Annotated in this window: 26 protein-coding genes; 12 read left to right on the plus strand and 14 right to left on the minus strand. The window is 48.4% G+C overall.

The window, feature by feature from the left end; genetic code table 11:
* Positions 1-29: 29 nt before the first annotated feature.
* From B4F99_RS12300 to B4F99_RS12320, 5 genes are all read right to left on the minus strand, one after another.
* The gene (locus tag B4F99_RS12300; RefSeq protein WP_290758352.1) at positions 30-812 is read right to left on the minus strand and encodes an endonuclease/exonuclease/phosphatase family protein; all 783 of its coding nucleotides are present in this window, start codon (positions 810-812) and stop codon (positions 30-32) included.
* On the minus strand, positions 809-1339 hold the full coding sequence (locus B4F99_RS12305) for a GNAT family N-acetyltransferase (protein WP_290758354.1): 531 nt from the start codon (positions 1337-1339) through the stop codon (positions 809-811). Before B4F99_RS12305 ends, B4F99_RS12300 begins: the two co-directional genes overlap by 4 nt.
* Positions 1340-1501: 162 nt before the next feature.
* On the minus strand, positions 1502-1978 hold the full coding sequence (locus B4F99_RS12310; protein ID WP_290758356.1) for a hypothetical protein: 477 nt from the start codon (positions 1976-1978) through the stop codon (positions 1502-1504).
* On the minus strand, positions 1978-2184 hold the full coding sequence (locus tag B4F99_RS12315; protein WP_035408056.1) for a helix-turn-helix transcriptional regulator: 207 nt from the start codon (positions 2182-2184) through the stop codon (positions 1978-1980). Before B4F99_RS12315 ends, B4F99_RS12310 begins: the two co-directional genes overlap by 1 nt.
* Before the next feature lie 179 nt (positions 2185-2363).
* On the minus strand, positions 2364-2645 hold the full coding sequence (locus B4F99_RS12320; RefSeq protein WP_290758358.1) for a hypothetical protein: 282 nt from the start codon (positions 2643-2645) through the stop codon (positions 2364-2366).
* A gap of 215 nt (positions 2646-2860) precedes the next feature.
* Here B4F99_RS12320 and B4F99_RS12325 point away from each other — a divergent pair, with 215 nt between their 5' ends.
* On the plus strand, positions 2861-3037 hold the full coding sequence (locus tag B4F99_RS12325) for a hypothetical protein (RefSeq protein ID WP_200934374.1): 177 nt from the start codon (positions 2861-2863) through the stop codon (positions 3035-3037).
* A 150-nt stretch (positions 3038-3187) separates the two neighbouring features.
* Here B4F99_RS12325 and B4F99_RS12330 read toward each other — a convergent pair whose 3' ends face one another.
* Complete coding sequence (locus B4F99_RS12330) at positions 3188-3331, minus strand: hypothetical protein (RefSeq protein WP_290758362.1); 144 nt, start codon at positions 3329-3331, stop codon at positions 3188-3190.
* On the opposite strand from B4F99_RS12330, the gene B4F99_RS12335 reads away from it, so the two are divergent.
* Together B4F99_RS12335 and B4F99_RS12340 are read left to right on the plus strand one after the other, a co-directional pair.
* Positions 3310-3681: a PhzF family phenazine biosynthesis protein gene (locus tag B4F99_RS12335; RefSeq protein ID WP_290758365.1), complete on the plus strand. Its 372-nt coding sequence runs from the start codon at positions 3310-3312 to the stop codon at positions 3679-3681. The two genes, B4F99_RS12330 and B4F99_RS12335, sit on opposite strands and share 22 nt — an antisense overlap.
* Positions 3653-4258 carry an HAD-IA family hydrolase gene (locus B4F99_RS12340; RefSeq protein ID WP_290758368.1) on the plus strand — a complete coding sequence of 202 codons (606 nt, stop codon included), beginning with the start codon at positions 3653-3655 and terminating at the stop codon, positions 4256-4258. Before B4F99_RS12335 ends, B4F99_RS12340 begins: the two co-directional genes overlap by 29 nt.
* 40 nt (positions 4259-4298) lie before the next feature.
* Here the strand turns inward: B4F99_RS12340 and B4F99_RS12345 are convergent, their stop codons facing one another.
* From B4F99_RS12345 to B4F99_RS12355, 3 genes are all read right to left on the minus strand, one after another.
* Complete coding sequence (locus B4F99_RS12345) at positions 4299-5480, minus strand: MFS transporter (RefSeq protein ID WP_290758371.1); 1182 nt, start codon at positions 5478-5480, stop codon at positions 4299-4301.
* An 8-nt stretch (positions 5481-5488) separates the two neighbouring features.
* A complete protein-coding gene (locus tag B4F99_RS12350; protein ID WP_290758374.1) occupies positions 5489-6091 on the minus strand; it encodes a TetR/AcrR family transcriptional regulator in 603 nt (200 codons plus the stop codon).
* A 214-nt stretch (positions 6092-6305) separates the two neighbouring features.
* Positions 6306-6965 (minus strand): hypothetical protein, encoded by a 660-nt coding sequence (locus B4F99_RS12355; RefSeq protein WP_290758377.1) that lies wholly within the window; start codon positions 6963-6965, stop codon positions 6306-6308.
* 384 nt (positions 6966-7349) lie between these two features.
* Here B4F99_RS12355 and B4F99_RS12360 point away from each other — a divergent pair, with 384 nt between their 5' ends.
* From B4F99_RS12360 to B4F99_RS12375, 4 genes are all read left to right on the plus strand, one after another.
* Positions 7350-8636 (plus strand): globin-coupled sensor protein, encoded by a 1287-nt coding sequence (locus B4F99_RS12360; protein ID WP_290758380.1) that lies wholly within the window; start codon positions 7350-7352, stop codon positions 8634-8636.
* A gap of 78 nt (positions 8637-8714) precedes the next feature.
* Complete coding sequence (locus tag B4F99_RS12365) at positions 8715-8975, plus strand: hypothetical protein (protein WP_290758383.1); 261 nt, start codon at positions 8715-8717, stop codon at positions 8973-8975.
* Positions 8976-9016: 41 nt separating this feature from the next.
* Positions 9017-9406, plus strand: a complete 390-nt coding sequence (locus tag B4F99_RS12370; RefSeq protein ID WP_290758386.1) for a hypothetical protein — start codon at positions 9017-9019, stop codon at positions 9404-9406.
* Between the two features lie 409 nt (positions 9407-9815).
* Entirely contained in the window at positions 9816-10757 is a 942-nt protein-coding gene (locus B4F99_RS12375; protein ID WP_214854701.1) for a sensor domain-containing diguanylate cyclase, read from the plus strand.
* Positions 10758-10808: 51 nt separating this feature from the next.
* On the opposite strand, the gene B4F99_RS12380 is transcribed toward B4F99_RS12375, so the two are convergent.
* A complete protein-coding gene (locus B4F99_RS12380) occupies positions 10809-11429 on the minus strand; it encodes a serine/threonine protein kinase (protein ID WP_214853713.1) in 621 nt (206 codons plus the stop codon).
* 155 nt (positions 11430-11584) lie between these two features.
* Between B4F99_RS12380 and B4F99_RS12385 the strand changes: the two genes are divergently transcribed.
* The 5 genes from B4F99_RS12385 to B4F99_RS12405 are packed head-to-tail and all read left to right on the plus strand — an operon-like array spanning position 11585 to position 15754.
* Positions 11585-13063 (plus strand): carboxypeptidase M32, encoded by a 1479-nt coding sequence (locus B4F99_RS12385; RefSeq protein WP_290758393.1) that lies wholly within the window; start codon positions 11585-11587, stop codon positions 13061-13063.
* Complete coding sequence (locus tag B4F99_RS12390) at positions 13063-13785, plus strand: glycerophosphodiester phosphodiesterase (RefSeq protein WP_251137840.1); 723 nt, start codon at positions 13063-13065, stop codon at positions 13783-13785. The genes B4F99_RS12385 and B4F99_RS12390 overlap by 1 nt, the downstream gene beginning before the upstream one ends.
* A gap of 12 nt (positions 13786-13797) precedes the next feature.
* Positions 13798-14247, plus strand: coding sequence for a hypothetical protein (locus B4F99_RS12395; protein ID WP_035408033.1), 450 nt, complete (start codon positions 13798-13800; stop codon positions 14245-14247).
* A gap of 10 nt (positions 14248-14257) precedes the next feature.
* Positions 14258-14815, plus strand: coding sequence for a guanylate kinase (locus B4F99_RS12400; protein ID WP_214853717.1), 558 nt, complete (start codon positions 14258-14260; stop codon positions 14813-14815).
* A 51-nt stretch (positions 14816-14866) separates the two neighbouring features.
* Entirely contained in the window at positions 14867-15754 is an 888-nt protein-coding gene (locus B4F99_RS12405; RefSeq protein WP_290758396.1) for an aminoglycoside phosphotransferase family protein, read from the plus strand.
* Between the two features lie 75 nt (positions 15755-15829).
* Here B4F99_RS12405 and B4F99_RS12410 read toward each other — a convergent pair whose 3' ends face one another.
* From B4F99_RS12410 to B4F99_RS12425, 4 genes are all read right to left on the minus strand, one after another.
* Positions 15830-16075, minus strand: coding sequence for a hypothetical protein (locus B4F99_RS12410; protein ID WP_290758399.1), 246 nt, complete (start codon positions 16073-16075; stop codon positions 15830-15832).
* 83 nt (positions 16076-16158) lie between these two features.
* Entirely contained in the window at positions 16159-16644 is a 486-nt protein-coding gene (locus tag B4F99_RS12415) for a tetratricopeptide repeat protein (RefSeq protein WP_290758401.1), read from the minus strand.
* Positions 16645-16716: 72 nt separating this feature from the next.
* Positions 16717-17160, minus strand: a complete 444-nt coding sequence (locus B4F99_RS12420) for a MarR family winged helix-turn-helix transcriptional regulator (RefSeq protein ID WP_035397402.1) — start codon at positions 17158-17160, stop codon at positions 16717-16719.
* A gap of 71 nt (positions 17161-17231) precedes the next feature.
* Positions 17232-18308 carry a GTP pyrophosphokinase gene (locus B4F99_RS12425; RefSeq protein ID WP_235514003.1) on the minus strand — a complete coding sequence of 359 codons (1077 nt, stop codon included), beginning with the start codon at positions 18306-18308 and terminating at the stop codon, positions 17232-17234.
* Between the last annotated feature and the right edge of the window lie 101 nt (positions 18309-18409).

Here is an 18409-nt window from a genome sequence, read left to right on the forward strand (position 1 = left end):
TCATTCTTTTTTGAGTCAGCCTCGTCGTTTTAGTGAATCGTCATATGAGCGAGGACCCCATAATGATCACTTGGTATGACGTGATGGGGCAGTCGTTCATGTCCGATCAATTGAACGCGTTGTAAGGTCACTGGTGCCGGTGAGCGTTGACACAGCAACCAATCGTACCGGGCAGGTGTCGTGATTCCGTCATTCTTTTTAGCATACGAATTCGTCATAGGATCAAGAGTCACAGGAGCAAGTTGACCGGTCCGCATGGCAAAACTGTCAGCGAGATCGACCCACTCCTTAAGCGTTGCTTGATGCAGAGAAGAATTTGGACAATCATTAAAGTCACCACCAAGGAACTCGACCGTCGCGTCATCTGTTTGTGAGGCAATCCATTCGTTGACGAATCGAAGTTGATCGAGTCGAATGTCTGAAGCACGCCAGTTGAAATGAATGTTCGTCACGGCAAATCGAACACCTTCAATCGAAAACGGAATCCGAATCGCACAGTGATGGTTGATGTTTGCTGTCGCTGCGGCACTCGAATCCGTTCGCTCAAACGGCAGTTTCGTTAAAATGGCAAGTCCTTCATCCGGTGAATCCATATAAGGATCCATCATCCAATACGGATAACCGGTCGCCTCTGCGAGATGTTCGGCGATTGAGACGAACGGTTCATCCGGATGAAACGTCGACATCACTTCCTGCAGAAGAACATCCGGTTGATGCTGATTGATTTCCGCACACAATGCCGCAAACCGTTCCTGACGCTTGTATGGATGATGCCAAATGTTATACGTCGCGATCGATAATGAGAAACTCATAATGCTAAGCCCATCAGGACAGTATCATAATAACAGCCGTCCGACAGCAACCGATCGTGGCGTAGTCGTCCTTCTTCTAGGAAACTGTGGCGCTGGTAGAGTCGGATCGCCCCGTGATTCGTCTCGACGACTTCGAGTTGGATTTTCAGAAGCGACTGCGTCTTCGCCCAAGCGATCATCCGGATCGTCAATTGGGTGCCGATTCCTTGTCCCCAATCCGAACGCAGGACACCTAAGCCGAACGATGCTTTATGAGCAAAGCGCTTTAATGCAAATCCACGACACCTGGCGTAAGCAATGAGTTGTTCCTCCCGTTCAACGACGAGGATTTGATCCGGAATCAATGAATTGTGTAACTGATCAACGAAATCGGTCGCCGTCATCACGTCCTCACCAGGCATCCGGTCGAAGTACTCCGTTTCCGCGTCGAGTGCTTGACGTAGTACAGCAAGTGCTTCAGCATCACTAAGACGAGCCGGACGAATGTGGTAACGTTGTGTATTAAATGAGTGGTGCGTCGTCTGCATATATTAACCTCCCATCTAGATAGAATATGCCATCATTGTGGCATTGTTGTCGGATTGTAATCGGTCACATGTATATGCTAGGGAAACGGTGTATCACGAAGAGGGTCAACTGACGGACCATCCGGAGCAGGCGCAAACTCAATAGTCCTTCGTCAAACGATGTTAGCGGCGAACGTGGACGATCCAAGCGGTCATATAGGTAAGGGTTCCAACCGATAGGACGAGCGCGATCGCATAAAACGGAAACGAAGGATACCGATCAAGTAGTGGCTGTTCAAATAAAAAGGCAATCATCAGGATAGGAAGACTGATCAAAAAAGCAACGTACGCCGCGCGGGTCGCCTTACCAGTGATAAGGGCTTCTCGTTCGTCCGAGTCAGAGAATTCTGCTGTTGACGTCGACCATTTTGAAAATGACCGGGAGCGATCCGTTCGTGAGAGATAGCCAATGCATGAGACGACAATAGCGATGATGAGCAGTGGTAGCATGATGCTGAGATCGAGCTCAAACGACAGACCGGTACCGGATACAGGATCATCTTGAAATAATTGAAGTTTGTCATGAATCGCACTGATGAGAGACGCAGCTAAAAAATAGAGACAACAATTTAAAACAGATTGGGTTATGACGCGGTTCATCAAGACTCCTCCTCTAATTGAAATAATTCCTCCACTGGTCGATCGAAGACGCGAGCAATTTGCATTGCGAGTAATAAGGATGGCGTATAGCTGCCTTTTTCAAGCGAGATGACGGTCTGGCGTGTCACGCCGATCCGTTCAGCGAACTGTTCTTGCGTCCACTTCTGTTGTTGGCGGTAAATCCGGACTTGATTCGTCAGCTTCATCCAGCGACCTCCTTTCCAGTTATCTGTATTGTAAAGTCCGTTTTACATTTTGTAAAGTAGACTTTACTTTTTAGATGAGAAAAAGCCAATGAATCAAGACGATCCATTGGCGTAGTCGTAAGCGATACATTCAAATTGGTTTATATTGCAATGGGAATGAAGCGAGCCATTCGCAAACATTACATGACGTGCGGCGTTACAATGATGGCTATGAGACATACGAACGTCGTAATGACGTGATGTCGTCGTAAGGACAAGGGAAGCAAAACAAGCCCTGCAATCGTGACACCAGTAACGATCCATCCTAAAAGAAATTCCGTGTCATGGGAAGCGATCGGAATACTCAATAGATACGCTGTCGCGTGCGGAAAGTAGCCCAATGCATCAAAAAGGATCCCGCTAAAAACACCAATCAATAGCAAACCGATCGCTAGCTGAAACCGTTTTTTGGATTTAATCATATAGATGCTCCTAATCTGTTTGTTTGACGCATGACTTCGTGATCGGTGCGTCTACCTTCTAGTCATTCGTCAAAATGAATCGAATTCCTGTCTGTTATCTTTCTCGGAACTTTATCAAAAATCCTTGCTTCTATGCAACAATCGGAATATTCAGATAATAATCGGGTATCATCATGAAAACACCATCGCCGATTCAGTGGAAAGGAGAAGAGAAGATGATGCCTGAACTGATACCGGATGACCGGGAGCTCGAACGAAGGATTCGAATCGTCCATCTGTTGCGAAAACTAGGTAAAACAGACGAAGCGATTGCAAGGTCCCTCTATGTACCGATCGAATGGGTCCAGTCGATTTATGAAGAAGACGACTGGCAGCAAATGCAATCATCCTAAGGCAAGGGCGTCTCGTCCTTGTTTTTTCATCTGTTCTGTTAGACTTATCTAATAAACATGAAATCAGGATGTCAGAAATCAAAGACACATAACAACATGGTGCGTGATTTGAAAATTGGACAGGAGGAGACAAAAGATTCAACTATTGCACTATGATGTATTTACGACGACACCAGGAACCGGTAATCCAGCCGGAGTCGTCTTAAACGCCGATTCGCCGTCACGTCGATTTTCAACGGATGATTCCAGATCATCAATAATTTGCATCCGTTTTGGCTGACTATCTTCAAGCATCGATTCACCACATCTGTTTCGATATATATGATGCGCAGGCGACTTTACACGGACGTCGCTTCTCAGCAACGGGATCAGGTAGCGTCGAAGATCCGGTAACAGGAACGGCGAGTGGTGTGATGGGTGTCTATTACCGAAAATTCATGAAGCCATCCGTCTCAGAAACGATGATCACCGTCGAGCAAGGACATGAGATAGGACGATCAGGTCAGGTGAGAATCCATGTCTCCGGTCAAGGACTTAATCACAACGACTGGAAGGTCGAGATGGACGGGAAAGCCGTCTTTGTTGGTGTTAAGAAAGTGGGAGAGGAAGAGGCAGATGTTGAAACACTTCATTTGGGATTTTGACGGCACCTTGTTCGATACCTATCCGGTGTTGATCGATGTTTTCGTGGACATGCTCGAGAGCGAGGGGCAATCGGTCGATCGAGAACGTGTCGCTGAGCTGATGGCGATCTCGGCAAAGACGATGTATGAGGCGTTTGCGGTGTCCGAAGCGTTCATTACGAACTACAAACAACAAAAGGCGACGATCGAGCGCGAACGGTCCGGTCCGTTTCCAGGAATTCATGAATTGCTTGAGACATTATCGGCAAGTGGTGCGACGCATCATATCGTCACCCATCGCGGAACATCCATTCATGCGTTGCTTGCAAAACACGAATTGACGCATCATTTTCAAGACATCCTGACTGCAGAACATGGCTTCGTCCGTAAGCCGGATCCGGAAGCTGTCACGTACTTGATTCATCGGCATCAAATGGCTCTAGACGAGACGATCATGATCGGGGACCGGGAACTCGACGTCTTAGCGGGACATCGTGCGGGTATTGCTACATGTCTGATCAACGAACGACCAAATGAGACGGTTGCGACCTATACGGTACCGACGCCTGAACAATTACACGAACGATTGCTGACATAACGACAGCCCCGCTTCCAGTGATGGGAATGGGGCTGTTTTTTTAAGAAGACAAACGATCCGATTCAGTTACTTCAGTACGTGGTGCATGCCAGAAGTATGTCAGTAAAATACCGACCGCAAGCATCATCGTCGCGAAATAAAACGGATAGTTAAGGTTGACGTCAAACAATAATCCGCCGACGATCGGTCCGAGAATATTCCCGATACTCGTAAACATTGAGTTCATTCCACCGACAAAACCTTGTTCATCCCCGGCAATCTTCGAAAGATAGGTCGTGACGGCAGGTCTCATCAAATCAAAGCCAACGAAGACGACCATCGTCACGAGAATGATCGAGACATAGTTCGTCACGAACGTCATCAAGACGACGAGCAACGTCGAACCGATCAAACTGTAACGGATCAAGCGAATCTCACCGAACCAACGTGTCAAACGATCGAACAGCCCGACTTGGACGATGACACCGACAATCGCACCAAGGGAGATCGCAAGCGCGATATCTTTTGCCGTGAAACCGAACTTCCGGTCAACGAACAGCGCGAACAAGGACTCGAACGAGGCGAGGCCGAACGACGAGATCAATAGGACTAGGAAAGCGATGAAATAGAGCGGACTAAATACTTTCCGAAAACCCGTCTGTTGTTTGATGGTCGTCGCCTCATAATGACGGTTAGGTTCCTTGAGCGTAAAGATAGATAACACCATTGCCGTCAGACCGAACGCGGCAGAAAAGAAGAACGGCGCCCGCGTGCCGAGGTCAGCAAGGACCCCGCCGATCCCTGGTCCAATGATGAAACCGGTCGAGATGGCGGCAGACATATAGCCAAGCGCTTTCGGACGGGTTTCGTTCGTCGTGATGTCAGCGATGAAAGCGGTGACAGCCGGCATGATGAAGGCCGCACTGACACCACCGAGAATCCGTGAAGCGAACAGGACTTCGACCTGTTGACCGAGACCGAACAAGAGCTCAGACATGCTAAAGATGAATAAACCGATGATGATCATTGGCTTGCGTCCGTACTTATCGACGGCACGTCCTGCAAGCGGGGACAGAATCAATTGCGCGAAGGCGAAGGCAGATACCATGTAACCGACCGTCGCCCCGGAGATGCTTAACTCATTCATGATCGTCGGTGTGACAGGAATGACGAGTCCGATTCCGAGAAAAGCGATGAATAAGTTGAGCAGGAGTGTACTTAAAATCAATGTATTGTTTTGCATAGGCCACCTCACTTGTTTGGAATCGTTTTCGACATGCCACGCCAGACGATTGGCCAGACGGCTTGCTGTCTAGCATGAAAGGCGTCGACGCCGTTATAGACAAGTTCTGTCAGCGTACCTTCAGCGACCGTCAAATAAGCAAGCGCTGCACTTTTGTAGTCCGTCGAATAGAGAATCTGTTCCGTTCGGTCACGTTCGCGTAACAGACGCGTCAATAAATCATGCAGTGAATCGAAGAATGGGTTGAAGCGATCGGTCATCTCTTGTTCGAGTTTTTCTGGTGGAAAATAGGCTGCCCGAAGGATGAATCGCATCAGGACATCATCCTGCTGCTCTAATATGAACCAATCGAAGAAGCCGTGCAAGGATTGCTCGAGCGGTTGCTGTCGTGTTTTTGTGAAATACGTAGCGAAACGACGCTTTTGTTCCTGCAAGGCATATGTCGTCGCTTGCAGAAAGAGGTCGTCTTTGCCTTTATAATGCGCGTAGATGGACGGTTTTTTGATACCGACTTCTGTTGCGATCTCTTGTAGCGATGCTCCTTCATAGCCGTGCGCTGCAAAATGATGGATGCTCGTCTGTAACAATTGTTGTGCTTTCAGATAAATCACCTTCCTAACGGTCGTTAGGTAATACTGTAACAGGAAATTTCATGGGCAGTCAATGAGAGTGTCTTACCACACAAAAAAACTGACTCTGCCATGGCGGAATCAGTTTTATAAGGAATCATTATTTATTCATGACACGACCGCGTGTTGCGACGCGTGAACCGACAATCCCAGCGAACGACGTGAAGATCAGTGTCAGAAGGAGACCGACGAACGCTCAGATCGAAACTTTCGATGCCGTTTGTGTCGCTTGTTCCGTTTGCTGACGAACATCTTGAACCGTTTTCTTCAAGTCAGCTGATCTCTCGTCAAATGTTTGTTTCGCATTATTGATTTGATGCGTTGTTTCTTTTGTTGCCGTGTTTAAACCATCGACAATGTTTTGCGTCGCTTTATCTGCCTCGGCGCCTGTAAGATCCGTGTTCTTCGCAACTGCGTCAGCGATTTTCTTTTCATCGAGTTCCTTCGTATCGATATCTGAGACGTTTTTCGTAACGGAGTCGAACCCTTTCGTCGCAGCGTCTTTTGCAGTCGACGCGACAGACCCGATGCCGCTACCGGCATCTCCACCGACTGTTCCGAGTAATGAACCGACCGATTGTAACGTATTGACGGTCGTAAACGACAAGAGAGCGAACAAGAGGATGACGCTCGTCGACCAAGTCAAAAATCCGTGAATGAGACCGGCTCGAGCTGACGTCACACCAGGAACGAATCCGGCAACGAATAACGAAATGAGCAATGACAGAATCGCCCAGATGATCAAGCCTGTTCCGACGCCATCGAACGGGTTATACGACGTGACGTCCGTAACGCCGAGACCGATCGCCGATCCAATCAGACTGAAAAGAATCAATAAAGATAAGAATGATACCACACCGGCAAAAATTGAACTCCATGAAATGTTACGACCCGCATCGTCCGCTTCCGCTCGGAAGTGGGATGAAAAGCCTTTATTTGTTTTTTTCCATAATCAGCACTACCTCTCCCAAAATTAATCTTTCAAGTTTGAGATGTTCATGAATAGCAAAGCTTCACCTCAAGTTTCTTACGCGCATAGCTCTTATATTTCCGGGAAGTCACAATGAAAAACCTAGTATTACAGTTACATGATTAATGATCGTATGAACCTCAAAATGTCCGAAATATTCCAACATGCAATTACCATGACATGTAGAAAGAGACTAACGTATCCCTTTAAAGGTCAATCAACGGTGACGATATAAGAGGTGAAGTGAATTTAAAACAAGGAGATGAATATATGAATTGGGTTAAGAAATCACCTTCCTTTGACGCGCTCATTGAAGTCGAACGCACTCATGTCATATTGAATGTTCCAGCATCTTTACATGAACAATTACGTCTAATCGGTCTAAACGCCATCGATTTACAAATTGCACGAGTCATCCGCGAGGATGTTTCCCGTTGGATGCCGAGCATGGTCGATGCGTTCTACGAGGAGTTAGTCCGGGTTCCGTCTCTCCGTCAGTTGATTGAAAAACATTCGACACTCGAACGATTGAAAGGCACCCTCGCTCGGCACATCTTACAAATGTTCGATGGTCAGGTGACAATGGACTACATCGAAGCCCGGCGCCGGATTGCTGAACGGCATGTTCGGATCGGTTTGCACAATAAATGGTACATCGCTGCCTTCCAGAAAGTCTGGAACGTTCTCAGTGAGAAGATTGACGACAGTGCTTGGCCGGAAGCAGAGCGTGTCCGAATCATGCGGGCAGCGGGAAAACTATTCAACCTCGAACAACAGATCGTCATGACGATGTATGAGGATCAAATCGATGAAGAACGCCAAGCGATCGCGACAGCAAAACAACACGTCGGGGATGGCGTTCAAAAATCGACCGAGGAACTCGCTGCGATGAGTGAGGAGTCGTCAGCAAACTTCCAAGAGATTGAACGGCACGCCAAACACGTCTCAACGACGACAAACGCGATTTTGATCCAGTTGACGGAAGCGGTCAGTGAAGCAGAAGCGGGTGTCGTCCTGGTTGAAGAAGAAACACGGCGCTTTGAGCATGTCGTTGCAGATTTATCACGGACGACCGAACAAGTCGCTGAACTGTCTCGTCTGTCGCAGGAAATCGAACGGATCGCTGGGATGGTGACGACGATTTCTGATCAGACGAATCTACTCAGTTTGAACGCCTCAATCGAAGCGGCACGTGCCGGGGAGATGGGACGCGGGTTCACCGTCGTTGCGCAAGAAATTCGGAAGCTTGCCGAAGAGAGTAAACAGTCGGCAACAGAGACGTCGCGGATCGCTCAAGAGATTACGCAAAAGATGCTCGTCGTCTCAGAGCGGATGGGAATGACGGAGACAGCGGTCGTCCGGACGACGACAGAGATGCAACAAGTCGTCCGTGCCTTCTCACGGATTTCGGAACAGACCGACAATGTCTCGCGGCAAATTCATGAACTATCGACTGATACGAAGGATGTCGCCGGCACGATCGAAGGCATGCGTAAGATTGCAGAAGCGATTGCTGAGACAGCGGATGATTTACAAGAAGTCGCCGCGACCCTCTGATTTAGTCCTCCTTTCCATGTGAAAGGAGGACTTTTTTGACGTTTTATGGAAAAATAGAGTTGGAGGTGTGGAAGGTTCATGGTGCAGAGTCTATTATTGATTGTTTTATGCTTTTTCGCTTTCATCGGACATTACCTGACGACAGGGGAACTCGCTCCACGTGAGGTGTACGGATTACTTGGTTTAACCGTCGTCGCTTTCTTGAACGGTAGAGTCGAATGGTGGCAAATCCGGTGTGATTTGCGTTATCGTAGACGAGAGGCAGAGGTGTCCGTTCGCTTAGCGGACCGGGCGACGCAAAAGACGAATACGGTTTTCTCGCGCATGAACAATGGCTGACGTTCTCACGACGTTATGCCACGTGGTGGCAGGCGATCCTTGTGCGCTTCAAGAAGTTTGAATCGTTTTTCCTCGATGTAACGTTCGACGGAGAAGGAACCCTTCTTCAAATTAAAGAAACGAGAACGGAATGGCTTCGCAATACGACACATTTCGTGATTCGTAAAGATGGACGTGACGTCGGTACAATCCGTACCGATCCGGCACTTCGTCAGCAATTGCGGCTACAAGAAGTCTTACTCGTCTCGTATGCCGGTCAGGAGTATCAGATTCGTTCCTCGACAGTCACGAGAAAGATCGGTGTTCATCAGAACGGGGACTGCATTGCGACGAGTTCACGACACGGGGCGCAACTTCACTTTGATTGTGAGACGAATATACGTCTATTAGCTGTCGCAAGCATGATCGTCTTTCGACTTGTTTATTCATAATTATTTTATTTCAAATACCTTTATTATAACAAAAGTAAAATGAAACAGTTTCAAGGGAGTACGGCGTTACATACTAAAATACTCTTATTACGAAAAATCCAACTATCTGATACGGAAGCGATGTTTAGAACGGATTGTGGAACAATGGAAATGGTAGCGATGCATTAGCTGCAGTCCTTGCCTTTGGTTTTCAAGAAACGCTCCTTTATAAGGTTTCAGTCGCCCATAATATCGATAAAGCTCCAGGAGGAATCATGCAGAAGGTCGGTATGATTCAAGAAGGACTATATGGGTGATGATTCGCAATGCGACTGGAAAATATAAGGATTGTGCAATCGATGGGCTGCTTCGTGAAACATATAATCTAAAAAAGAACGAATAACGAAAGAGGTGTGATACGTTGCAAGAAATGACACTGTATCGGAATTTTAACGAACTGGCAGATGATGTATTGGAATTAGCGAAAGAGATTCTACCTGACCAATTGTTGTATTTAACGACGATCGAAGAAAACCAACAGATGATTTTACGACTCTCAAATGATCATCAACGAATCGAGATTCGAGCAGGACAAGTGTTCGAGATGGAAAAGACACTTTGTCGTCACATCAATTTCGAAAAGAACGAACCCATCTGGTATGAGTCCATCAGCGATGACGAGCGCTTAGAAGATATGCAGGACGCATTAAAAGCGTTACAGATCGAGTCCTATCTCGGGATTCCGATCAGCTTAACGAATGGTCAACCCTTTGGTACGTTGTGCGCTGTCCATTATGAAGCAAGTCAATTCGAAGAGAAGAGCATTCAACTTCTCCAACGGATCGCGAAACTATTTTCGTATTACCTTGAGCTCGAACAGTTTGCTTGGAAGGACACGCTAACACAATTGTATAACCGACGTTATTTGATGAGACAGTGGGAAACGGAACAGCAACATTCCGGTGCGCTGTTTTATCTTGATCTTGACGGATTCAAGCAAGTGAACGACGTGTATGGGCATGAGACCGGCGACAAAGTCTTGATCGACGTCGCGAAACGACTACAGGATAGTACACGTTCTTATGAAGACGCGTTTTCTGTCCGGATCGGGGGAGACGAGTTCTTGATTCGTTTCACCCATCAGAAGACGAAAAAGGAGTACGAACGAATTGCGCAGCAGCTCCTTCAGAAACTTGGACCATGGCAGACGCCATACGCTGTCTCGACCAGCATCGGGATCGTGCTATTTGATGATGAAACCATTAAGCTAAAAACGATCATTCAACAGGCAGACCGTGCGTTATATGCCGCAAAAAAAGACGGTAAGAATACGTTTCGTTTTGCGGATGCTGTCTCACATCGCGTCCAATAATCAACGAAAAAACGCGATGTTTCCTCACAAGGAGGAGCATCGCGTTTTCAATTAACCGGTCTTTCGAATCGATTCGAACAAGCGTCCCTTATAGACATCAGCGATCGTATTGAGGAACGTCTCGCTCAGTTTTTTCGGGAAGAACGGTTTTGCATAGACATACTGGTAGGCTTTCTTCAAATCATCCCATTGTGTACACGGTTCGGTTTGACGGAACCTTGCGACATCGATGATCCGTGCTCCATTTGCCGTTAACAAAATATTGCGTAGATGAATATCTGATGGATTAAGACCTACGGCACGTGCCTCTGCTAGCGCTGCATCGACAGTCGTCAAGACGGATTCTGGAATATAGGTCCCGCTGACGAGGCATTCGAATAACGTTTGTCCTTCGATGTATTCGAGCACAAGGTAATCGGGTCCATATTCGAACATCCTCGCATACGTCGAAAACGTCGTCAGTTGTTCATAAATGCCACCTTCTAACTCAGCGAGAGGACGAAATGACGGATAGAACTTCTTGATGACGCGGTCGGTGCCACGAACCCGGAATACATAGGCGCTACGACCGGTGCCGATCCAGTCGAGCTCTTTTGGGAGATGTTCGATCGTACAGACCGGTCCCGTTTCTTTCAACTGAATCAACTCGGCTATCTCAGCGTCTGTCTTCACTGTTGCCACTTCCTTTCGCTCTGCTTGATCGTATGGTCATTATACGCTTATCTGACGGGAAAAGTTTCAAAAATCATTCGTGTGTGAAAGTTTTGAACATTTTGTGATATGCTAAAAATGCTACACTGTTACATACTTCAAGGGGGTCTATAATCATGTCAACGACACAACAATGGCGCGACCATTTTGATGGTCTTCGCGCATACGAAGAAGCCGTCGCATTACTATACTGGGATATGCGGACATATATGCCGGATCAAGGTGCAGCGAATCGTTCCGCTTCGATCGGATTCCTCTCAACAGAGAGCTTCCGTCGCCGGACAGGGAAAACGTACCAACAATTACTGGCAGCGATGGAGCAAGAGACGCTGACGGGCATCGAAGCGATCTCGTTCGCGAAAGCAAAAGAAGCATTCGATCGCGACTCGAAGATTCCAGAAGCCGAGTATCAAACGTTCATCACGTTGATTTCGGAAGCCGAGAGTGTCTGGGAAAAGGCGAAGGACGCGAATGATTGGTCGATGTTTGAACCATATCTCGAGAAAATCGTCGCGATGGAACGCCAGTTCGTCGAGTATTGGGGTTATGATGTGCACCCGTATGACGCGCTCCTGCATGACTATGAGCCAGGGATGACGGTCGCAACACTCGATCCATTATTTGCGGAACTCCGTCAAGCAATCATTGGTTTGCTCAGTCAACTCGAAGGAAAAGACTTCCCGACGCTTGATTGGTCAGCGGACCGCGAGACACAGATCGCCTTGAATCAAGAATGGCTCCGTGATATCGGTTATGACTTCACGTCCGGTCGATTGGATGAGACGGTTCACCCGTTCCAAACGACGATTAACCGGAAGGATGCGCGGATCACGACGAAATATGATGAGAACGACTACCGGAACTCCGTCTTCGGCACGATGCATGAAGCCGGGCACGCGACGTATGAGCAAGGTATCGAACCGGAACTCGATTCACTTGGTCTCGGTGAAGGTGCTTCGATGGGGATCCACGAATCACAATCACTGTTCTTCGAGAATTTCATCGGACGTAATCAAGGCTTCTTATCAGCACGTTATCATGGTCTACAACAAGCAATCCCGTCGCTTGCTGACGTCCCATTTGAACGCTTCTACGCAGCGGTCAACGAAGTCAAACCGTCACTCATTCGGATCGAAGCCGATGAATTGACATATGCCCTTCATATCATCATTCGGTACGAGCTTGAAAAACGCCTGATGACGAAAGAACTCGAAGTGAAGGATCTCCCGCAAGAATGGAACCGTCTCTATAAAGAGTATCTCGGCGTCGATGTCCCGAGTGACGATAAAGGCGTCTTACAAGACGTCCACTGGTCAGGTGGATCGTTCGGTTACTTCCCAAGTTACGCGCTCGGTCTCGTCTACGCGGCACAATTGAACGAAGCGCTTCGTCGTGACGTCGAAAACGTCGATGGTCTGATTGCAGCTGGTACACTCGCACCGATCAAAAGCTGGCTGAAGGAAAACATTCACCGTCACGGGAAATCGAAGACACCGGCTGAACTGATCGAAGCAGCAACGGGTCAATCGATCTCGGTCGCACCCCTCGTCAACTACTTGACGAAGAAATACACGCGTGTCGTCGAGGCACTCTGATGTTATGGTTTGCACACCGCGGTGTCAGTGACCGTTTTCCTGAGAACACGCTCGAAGCAATCGCCGCTGCGATCGAAGACGACGTCGATGGTGTCGAGTTCGATGTCCATTTCTCAAAGGATGGTGTTGGTGTCATCATTCATGACGAGACTGTCAACCGGACGACGAACGGGACAGGGCGTGTGATCGACATGACGGTCGCTGAACTGCAAGCACTCGATGCCGGAGCACGTTTCAAAGGAGAAGCGATCAAGACGAAGATTCCGACGCTTGACGAAGTACTCGCAATCCTCGCACCAGCGACACTGCGGCTCAACATCGAGCTGAAGACGGATACGATTCGCTATGATGGCATTGAGGCGTATGTCCTCGAGCGTTGCGCGGCGCACGGCATTGCGACGGATCGGTTGTTGTTCAGTTCGTTCAACCATTATTCGGTTGCTCTGATTCGCAAGCTTGACCCGAGCGTCGAGACGGCGATTCTGTATCCCTATCCGATCTATCATCCGGAAGAACAAGCCCTCCGGATCGGTGCGACGGGGATTCATCCCGATTACCGACGCGTGACGGAGGCGGATGTCGCGTTCGCTCACGCAAAAGACGTCACGGTTCGGGTCTATACCCCGAAGACGATCGCCGATGTCCATCAGATGCAAACGATCGGTGTTGACGCCGTCATCGTCAATGATCCAAAAGGAATGCGCGACACACTCGAAGGATGAGGAGGGGAAGGGATGCGCAAGGAATACGTATTCGTCATCAGTTTGTCGCTCGTCGCCTTATTCGTCGGTCTCCAGCTTGGCTTTGCCCGCTTGCCGGAACCAAAACCGAAGCAAGTGACGACGACACCGATGCGTCCTGCGGATTATGAGGCAGGACTTGCATCAGCGAAACGTGAATTGAAGCAGATTCAGCGCTTCACCTTGAAAAGCACCCTTCCTGCTAATGGAACGACGGTGACTTGGATCTATGAGACCCCATCCGATGAACGGATTGCGGTCGATTGGTACTATGTTGAGAGTTACCCGGAAGCCCAAGTCCAGATGACACGTAATGAGACGTCCCGGATCATCTCGTATGAACGCTACTTGATCGTCATCCGACCAATATACGGGACGGTCGTTGATAGTGAACTAGAACAGTTCGCGCTCCGCTTTACAGGTTATTTCACGACACAACAATAGGGGGAAAACGATGTCAGGTAAAATCATTCTCTTGATTGGTGGATCGGGCAGCGGAAAGTCTTCCCTAATCAAACGTCTGCGGACGGAATACGCACACGTCCGGTTCATCCCGTCAGTGACGACACGACCGAAACGTCCGACGGAAATTGATGGAGCAAGCTATCACTTCGTCGACGTCAAGACGTTCCAGCAACTGATCCAAGAGGACGGGTTCATCGAATACGCCCATGTTCACCGCGCGTGGTACGGAACACCACGGCAAGCGTATGTCGATGTCCTCGAGCAGGATCAAATCGTCATCAAGGACATCGATCCAAAAGGAGCAGCAAACTTTAAACGTCTGTTTGGTGACCAAGTCATCACGATCTTCGTCTCGGTCCCACCCGATTTGATGAAGGAGCGATTGTTGATGCGCGGTGATACACCGGAGTTCGAAGCGCGACTCGTCGATTACGAGGAAGCGTGGAAAGACCGCGATCACTACGATTATATGATCGAAAACATCGATTTCGAAACGGCGTATGCCGATCTGCTTGAGATCATTGCCAGCTATATCCCACAGGCATGACGAAGAGGACGCAAGTAAGCGTCCTCTTTTTGTCTTCAGAAAGGAGTCTTCATGCTACCAGATCATCCATTACTGACCGATATCGATAGCGTTAGACGGCTTGCCGGACGCTCGCACCAAGCTGTCTGGTTCGTCAAGACAACAACAGCACACTACATCGTCAAGGTCGTGACGGACCCATTAAGTCGTCAGTTTGAACGAGAGGCGGCTTTAATGGTACCAGAACAAAAGGGGATTTCTCACGTCTTACCGCTAGCGACCGGACGGACTGCGACGACCGCGTACGGCATTTATCCATACCTACCCGGACGAACCGTCCGAAGCGTGCTTCTCGAGTCACCAGAATTAGCTCCTCGACTCGGTCAGGAGGCAGGGCGAGCGTTGAGAAGCATTCATGACGTGATAGCACCGAGCGGGACGGCGGCATGGAAAGAACGTTGTCAGGCGAAACATGACCGCTATCGCGCAGCGGTTAATGGGTTGCTTGAGCCAGAGTGGATCGAGCGACTCGATCGGTTCATCCTTTTGAGGCTTTCCCTTTTAGCAGAGCGTCCGAATCAACTGCAACATGACGATGTCCATCTCGATAATCTTCTTGTTGAGAATGGACATCTCTGTGCCTTCCTCGATTACGGGAACCATGATTACGGCGATCCGTGGCATGACTTCGTCAAATGTGGGTTGTTTCAAGTCGAGACGAGTCCCGTCTTTGCCCGTCACATGATCGATGGATACTTTGAGAACGAAGCACCTTCTAACTTTTGGCAAATCTACAGCCTCTATATGGCGATGGTCGTCTTCTCGTCTCTCGTCTGGGCAAAACGGTTCGATGTAGACGGATTGGAGGCAATGCAACGACGTGTTCAGCGGATCATCCGAGACCACGATGGGTTTCAGTGTGAAATACCGCTTTGGTATGAGAGGCAAAGCCATGACTAAAAAATGGATTCGTCTCTCACTTGAAGAGAAACGAATCCATTATTTTTTGAGTGGACCTTTAAATGAAAAGGGAGATTACCATTCGAATCCTTCTTCACTATACTTGCCGTTCGAATTGAAGAACCGTTCTTCTGTTTTACCGTTTACCGTATTCGTATAAATCACGTAGACGTCGAGATGATCGTTTTGATCCGCCATCTTCTCAGCGGCTTTCTTAGCATCCGCTTCAGTCGTATATGTTTCTGACTTACTTGCCTTGCCGTGTTTTTCTTGCCCTTGTTCTTCATAACCTTCTACTGTCCATACTTTTTTTGATGACATCATTAACTTCCTTTCCTGCCAAAAGCGAGTCCGCTTGGCTGTTACATTATGCTGTGCGAACCAATCCATCGTCAACTGTTGCTTTATTCCGTAACGATCTCGTCCAAATGATCGGCATAATAACGAAGTGCCCGGTTAAATGTCTGAATCGAGGCGTCCGACGACGTCGCAGCAAGACTCTTGAGTAACCGACCGACAGCCTGATTGACTTGACCGAGGTTGTACTCCGTCATCGCGAGGAATGCTTGTAAGGCGTGGGCGTCTGGAAATTCAAGCAACGCGCTTCGGAAAACGCTTGATGCTTCTTTGAACTGACCGATGACGCGGTATGTACTGCCGAGCCCGATATGAGCTTGCAAGCGGTCCTCACCAGCAAGACCGAGCGCAAGTGCTTGTTCATAGTAGGGGACAGCAGCCTGTTCCTCACCAAGACTATCATGACACCAAGCCATCTGATAGAGGACCGTCGGATCGTTAGGGGCTATCTCGACATACTGACGGACGAGTTCCTTTGCTGCTTCATACTGTCCCGTCTTTCGTAAGTGTTGCACTGATTCGAAATCAAACATCGTGTTTCCTCCTAATCGATTACTAAAAAACGGATCCGATCGCTTTTGACCGGATCCGTTCCATCGAACAGCTTAGACTGTTTTTTCAAGCTTCGTTAAGAGCGAACGGAACAACTCCAGTTCCTGATCCGAGAAGTCCTCAAAGACGTCTGCAAGGTAATCCATCTTCATCGACTCGAGTTTTTCGTAAAGCTCGATGCCTTTCGGTGTTGCCCGCAGTTCGACGACGCGACGATCGAGCTCGCTCCGCTCACGTGAGATCAACTCTTTTTTCGTCAATTCGTCTGCCAGAGCCGTAATCATGCTTGCTGAAAATTGGAACTCTTGCGAGAGCGCTGAAGCAATTTGAGGACTGTTCGCACAAAGTGATTTTAAGATGAAGAACTCGTTACGTGTCAAGTAAGTCGTAAACATGCTACGCACGTCCTTTTTGATCGCGCGGTAGTTCATCCGTAATCCTTTTTCCGTATCAACGATCAACTGATCGCGTTGTGCTACTTCTAGTGTAGTTGCCATGTATCCTTCACTCTTTCTATACCGTAGTTTCTTTCACTCGTGATTTAGTATAGTGAAAAATTTTAGTTTAATCAATATTTTTCTCTTGAATCATCTGACTCGACGACACGGGCGACTTGGGCGACGATTTCTTCGACGTTGCGTAACTCCGGATAAAAACGGCGGAAGAAGTAGTCAATGCGGTGCGTATCTTCACCAGCGATCGTCAATGCCATACAGATATAGGCAATCCCGATTCCTTGACGAGGCAGGAATGGATTCGGCATGACCTTTGCACAACGTAAGGCGAGCGGACTATGTGTCGAGACTGCTTCAATCAGTTCACCGTACGTCCGGATATCGACGTAATGGAACATTCGGATCAGTTCGTTGATCAACTGTTGATCGGAATCGAGCATCATTTGTGACGTGACGAGACGTTTGTCGAGTTCGCTGATGACGGGGGAGTGGTCGATGAAGTAATTCAAGTTATCTGCTGTGATCCGGACTTGATGCGGATCAGACAAGATTTGTTGGACCGTCTCGTCTTCGAATTGTTTCAATTGCTTCTTGATGTTGACGAACTCCTGATCGGCGATCTCGAGTAATCCTGCCACCCGACTGAAGCTACGCCGGACTTCTGCCGGGACGCTGTTCGGATTTTTATATCCAAGATCATGCTCGATCTCGGCCCACGCATGTTGAAGGATCGAGCGGATCTGAATCTCTGCCGTATAGTCCTTGAAACGTCCATACTCGCTTAAGGCAAGCCGCTGTTCACTGAGTGACGCGACGAAGTGGACCGAGAGGTAACCGAATTCAGTCGTATCGAGCAAGGTCGACTTATCGACCGATTGATCACGATCGATCGCGAACTCATTCTCGATGATGCGTGCCGCTTCCCGGACATCGTCATGGAAATAGGTGACGATCCGGATCCCGGTCAAGTCATGGACGTCCTTGAGCGAACGGTATTTATTCGGTTGCCGTAAGACCTTTTGATACAGGCTCTCGGAGTCTTTCGTCCGGGCGACGATTGAGTGGTATTTGATGCCTGCCGCGTCTAACAGCTCGGACAGAAGCATCTTCAACTTGTCGGCATAGGCATCATATTCTTCCTTATCATTGACGTATTCGAGCATCATCGTATTCAAATCTTGTGATTGCACCGTTTTGCACCTTCCTCATCCTGTAGTCATCTAGCCATATTGTAGCACTCTGCTTCACTAAACGCACAAGAAGACCCTGTTTGAAGCAGTACGATTCGTGG

This window comes from Exiguobacterium sp. UBA3491, from assembly GCF_002377745.1.
Taxonomy (GTDB): domain Bacteria; phylum Bacillota; class Bacilli; order Exiguobacteriales; family Exiguobacteriaceae; genus Exiguobacterium_A.

Coding starts and splice junctions, on each gene's coding strand:
- B4F99_RS12360 (WP_290758380.1), top strand. CDS start 7,350: ATGAATTGGGTTAAGAAATCACCTTCCTTTGACGCGCTCATTGAAGTC.
- B4F99_RS12385 (WP_290758393.1), top strand. CDS start 11,585: ATGTCAACGACACAACAATGGCGCGACCATTTTGATGGTCTTCGCGCA.
- B4F99_RS12390 (WP_251137840.1), top strand. CDS start 13,063: ATGTTATGGTTTGCACACCGCGGTGTCAGTGACCGTTTTCCTGAGAAC.
- B4F99_RS12340 (WP_290758368.1), top strand. CDS start 3,653: ATGTTGAAACACTTCATTTGGGATTTTGACGGCACCTTGTTCGATACC.
- B4F99_RS12345 (WP_290758371.1), bottom strand. CDS start 5,480: ATGCAAAACAATACATTGATTTTAAGTACACTCCTGCTCAACTTATTC.
- B4F99_RS12365 (WP_290758383.1), top strand. CDS start 8,715: ATGGTGCAGAGTCTATTATTGATTGTTTTATGCTTTTTCGCTTTCATC.
- B4F99_RS12415 (WP_290758401.1), bottom strand. CDS start 16,644: ATGTTTGATTTCGAATCAGTGCAACACTTACGAAAGACGGGACAGTAT.
- B4F99_RS12420 (WP_035397402.1), bottom strand. CDS start 17,160: ATGGCAACTACACTAGAAGTAGCACAACGCGATCAGTTGATCGTTGAT.
- B4F99_RS12320 (WP_290758358.1), bottom strand. CDS start 2,645: ATGATTAAATCCAAAAAACGGTTTCAGCTAGCGATCGGTTTGCTATTG.
- B4F99_RS12410 (WP_290758399.1), bottom strand. CDS start 16,075: ATGTCATCAAAAAAAGTATGGACAGTAGAAGGTTATGAAGAACAAGGG.
- B4F99_RS12310 (WP_290758356.1), bottom strand. CDS start 1,978: ATGAACCGCGTCATAACCCAATCTGTTTTAAATTGTTGTCTCTATTTT.
- B4F99_RS12375 (WP_214854701.1), top strand. CDS start 9,816: ATGACACTGTATCGGAATTTTAACGAACTGGCAGATGATGTATTGGAA.
- B4F99_RS12315 (WP_035408056.1), bottom strand. CDS start 2,184: ATGAAGCTGACGAATCAAGTCCGGATTTACCGCCAACAACAGAAGTGG.
- B4F99_RS12400 (WP_214853717.1), top strand. CDS start 14,258: ATGTCAGGTAAAATCATTCTCTTGATTGGTGGATCGGGCAGCGGAAAG.
- B4F99_RS12325 (WP_200934374.1), top strand. CDS start 2,861: ATGATGCCTGAACTGATACCGGATGACCGGGAGCTCGAACGAAGGATT.
- B4F99_RS12395 (WP_035408033.1), top strand. CDS start 13,798: ATGCGCAAGGAATACGTATTCGTCATCAGTTTGTCGCTCGTCGCCTTA.
- B4F99_RS12330 (WP_290758362.1), bottom strand. CDS start 3,331: ATGCTTGAAGATAGTCAGCCAAAACGGATGCAAATTATTGATGATCTG.
- B4F99_RS12405 (WP_290758396.1), top strand. CDS start 14,867: ATGCTACCAGATCATCCATTACTGACCGATATCGATAGCGTTAGACGG.
- B4F99_RS12305 (WP_290758354.1), bottom strand. CDS start 1,339: ATGCAGACGACGCACCACTCATTTAATACACAACGTTACCACATTCGT.
- B4F99_RS12300 (WP_290758352.1), bottom strand. CDS start 812: ATGAGTTTCTCATTATCGATCGCGACGTATAACATTTGGCATCATCCA.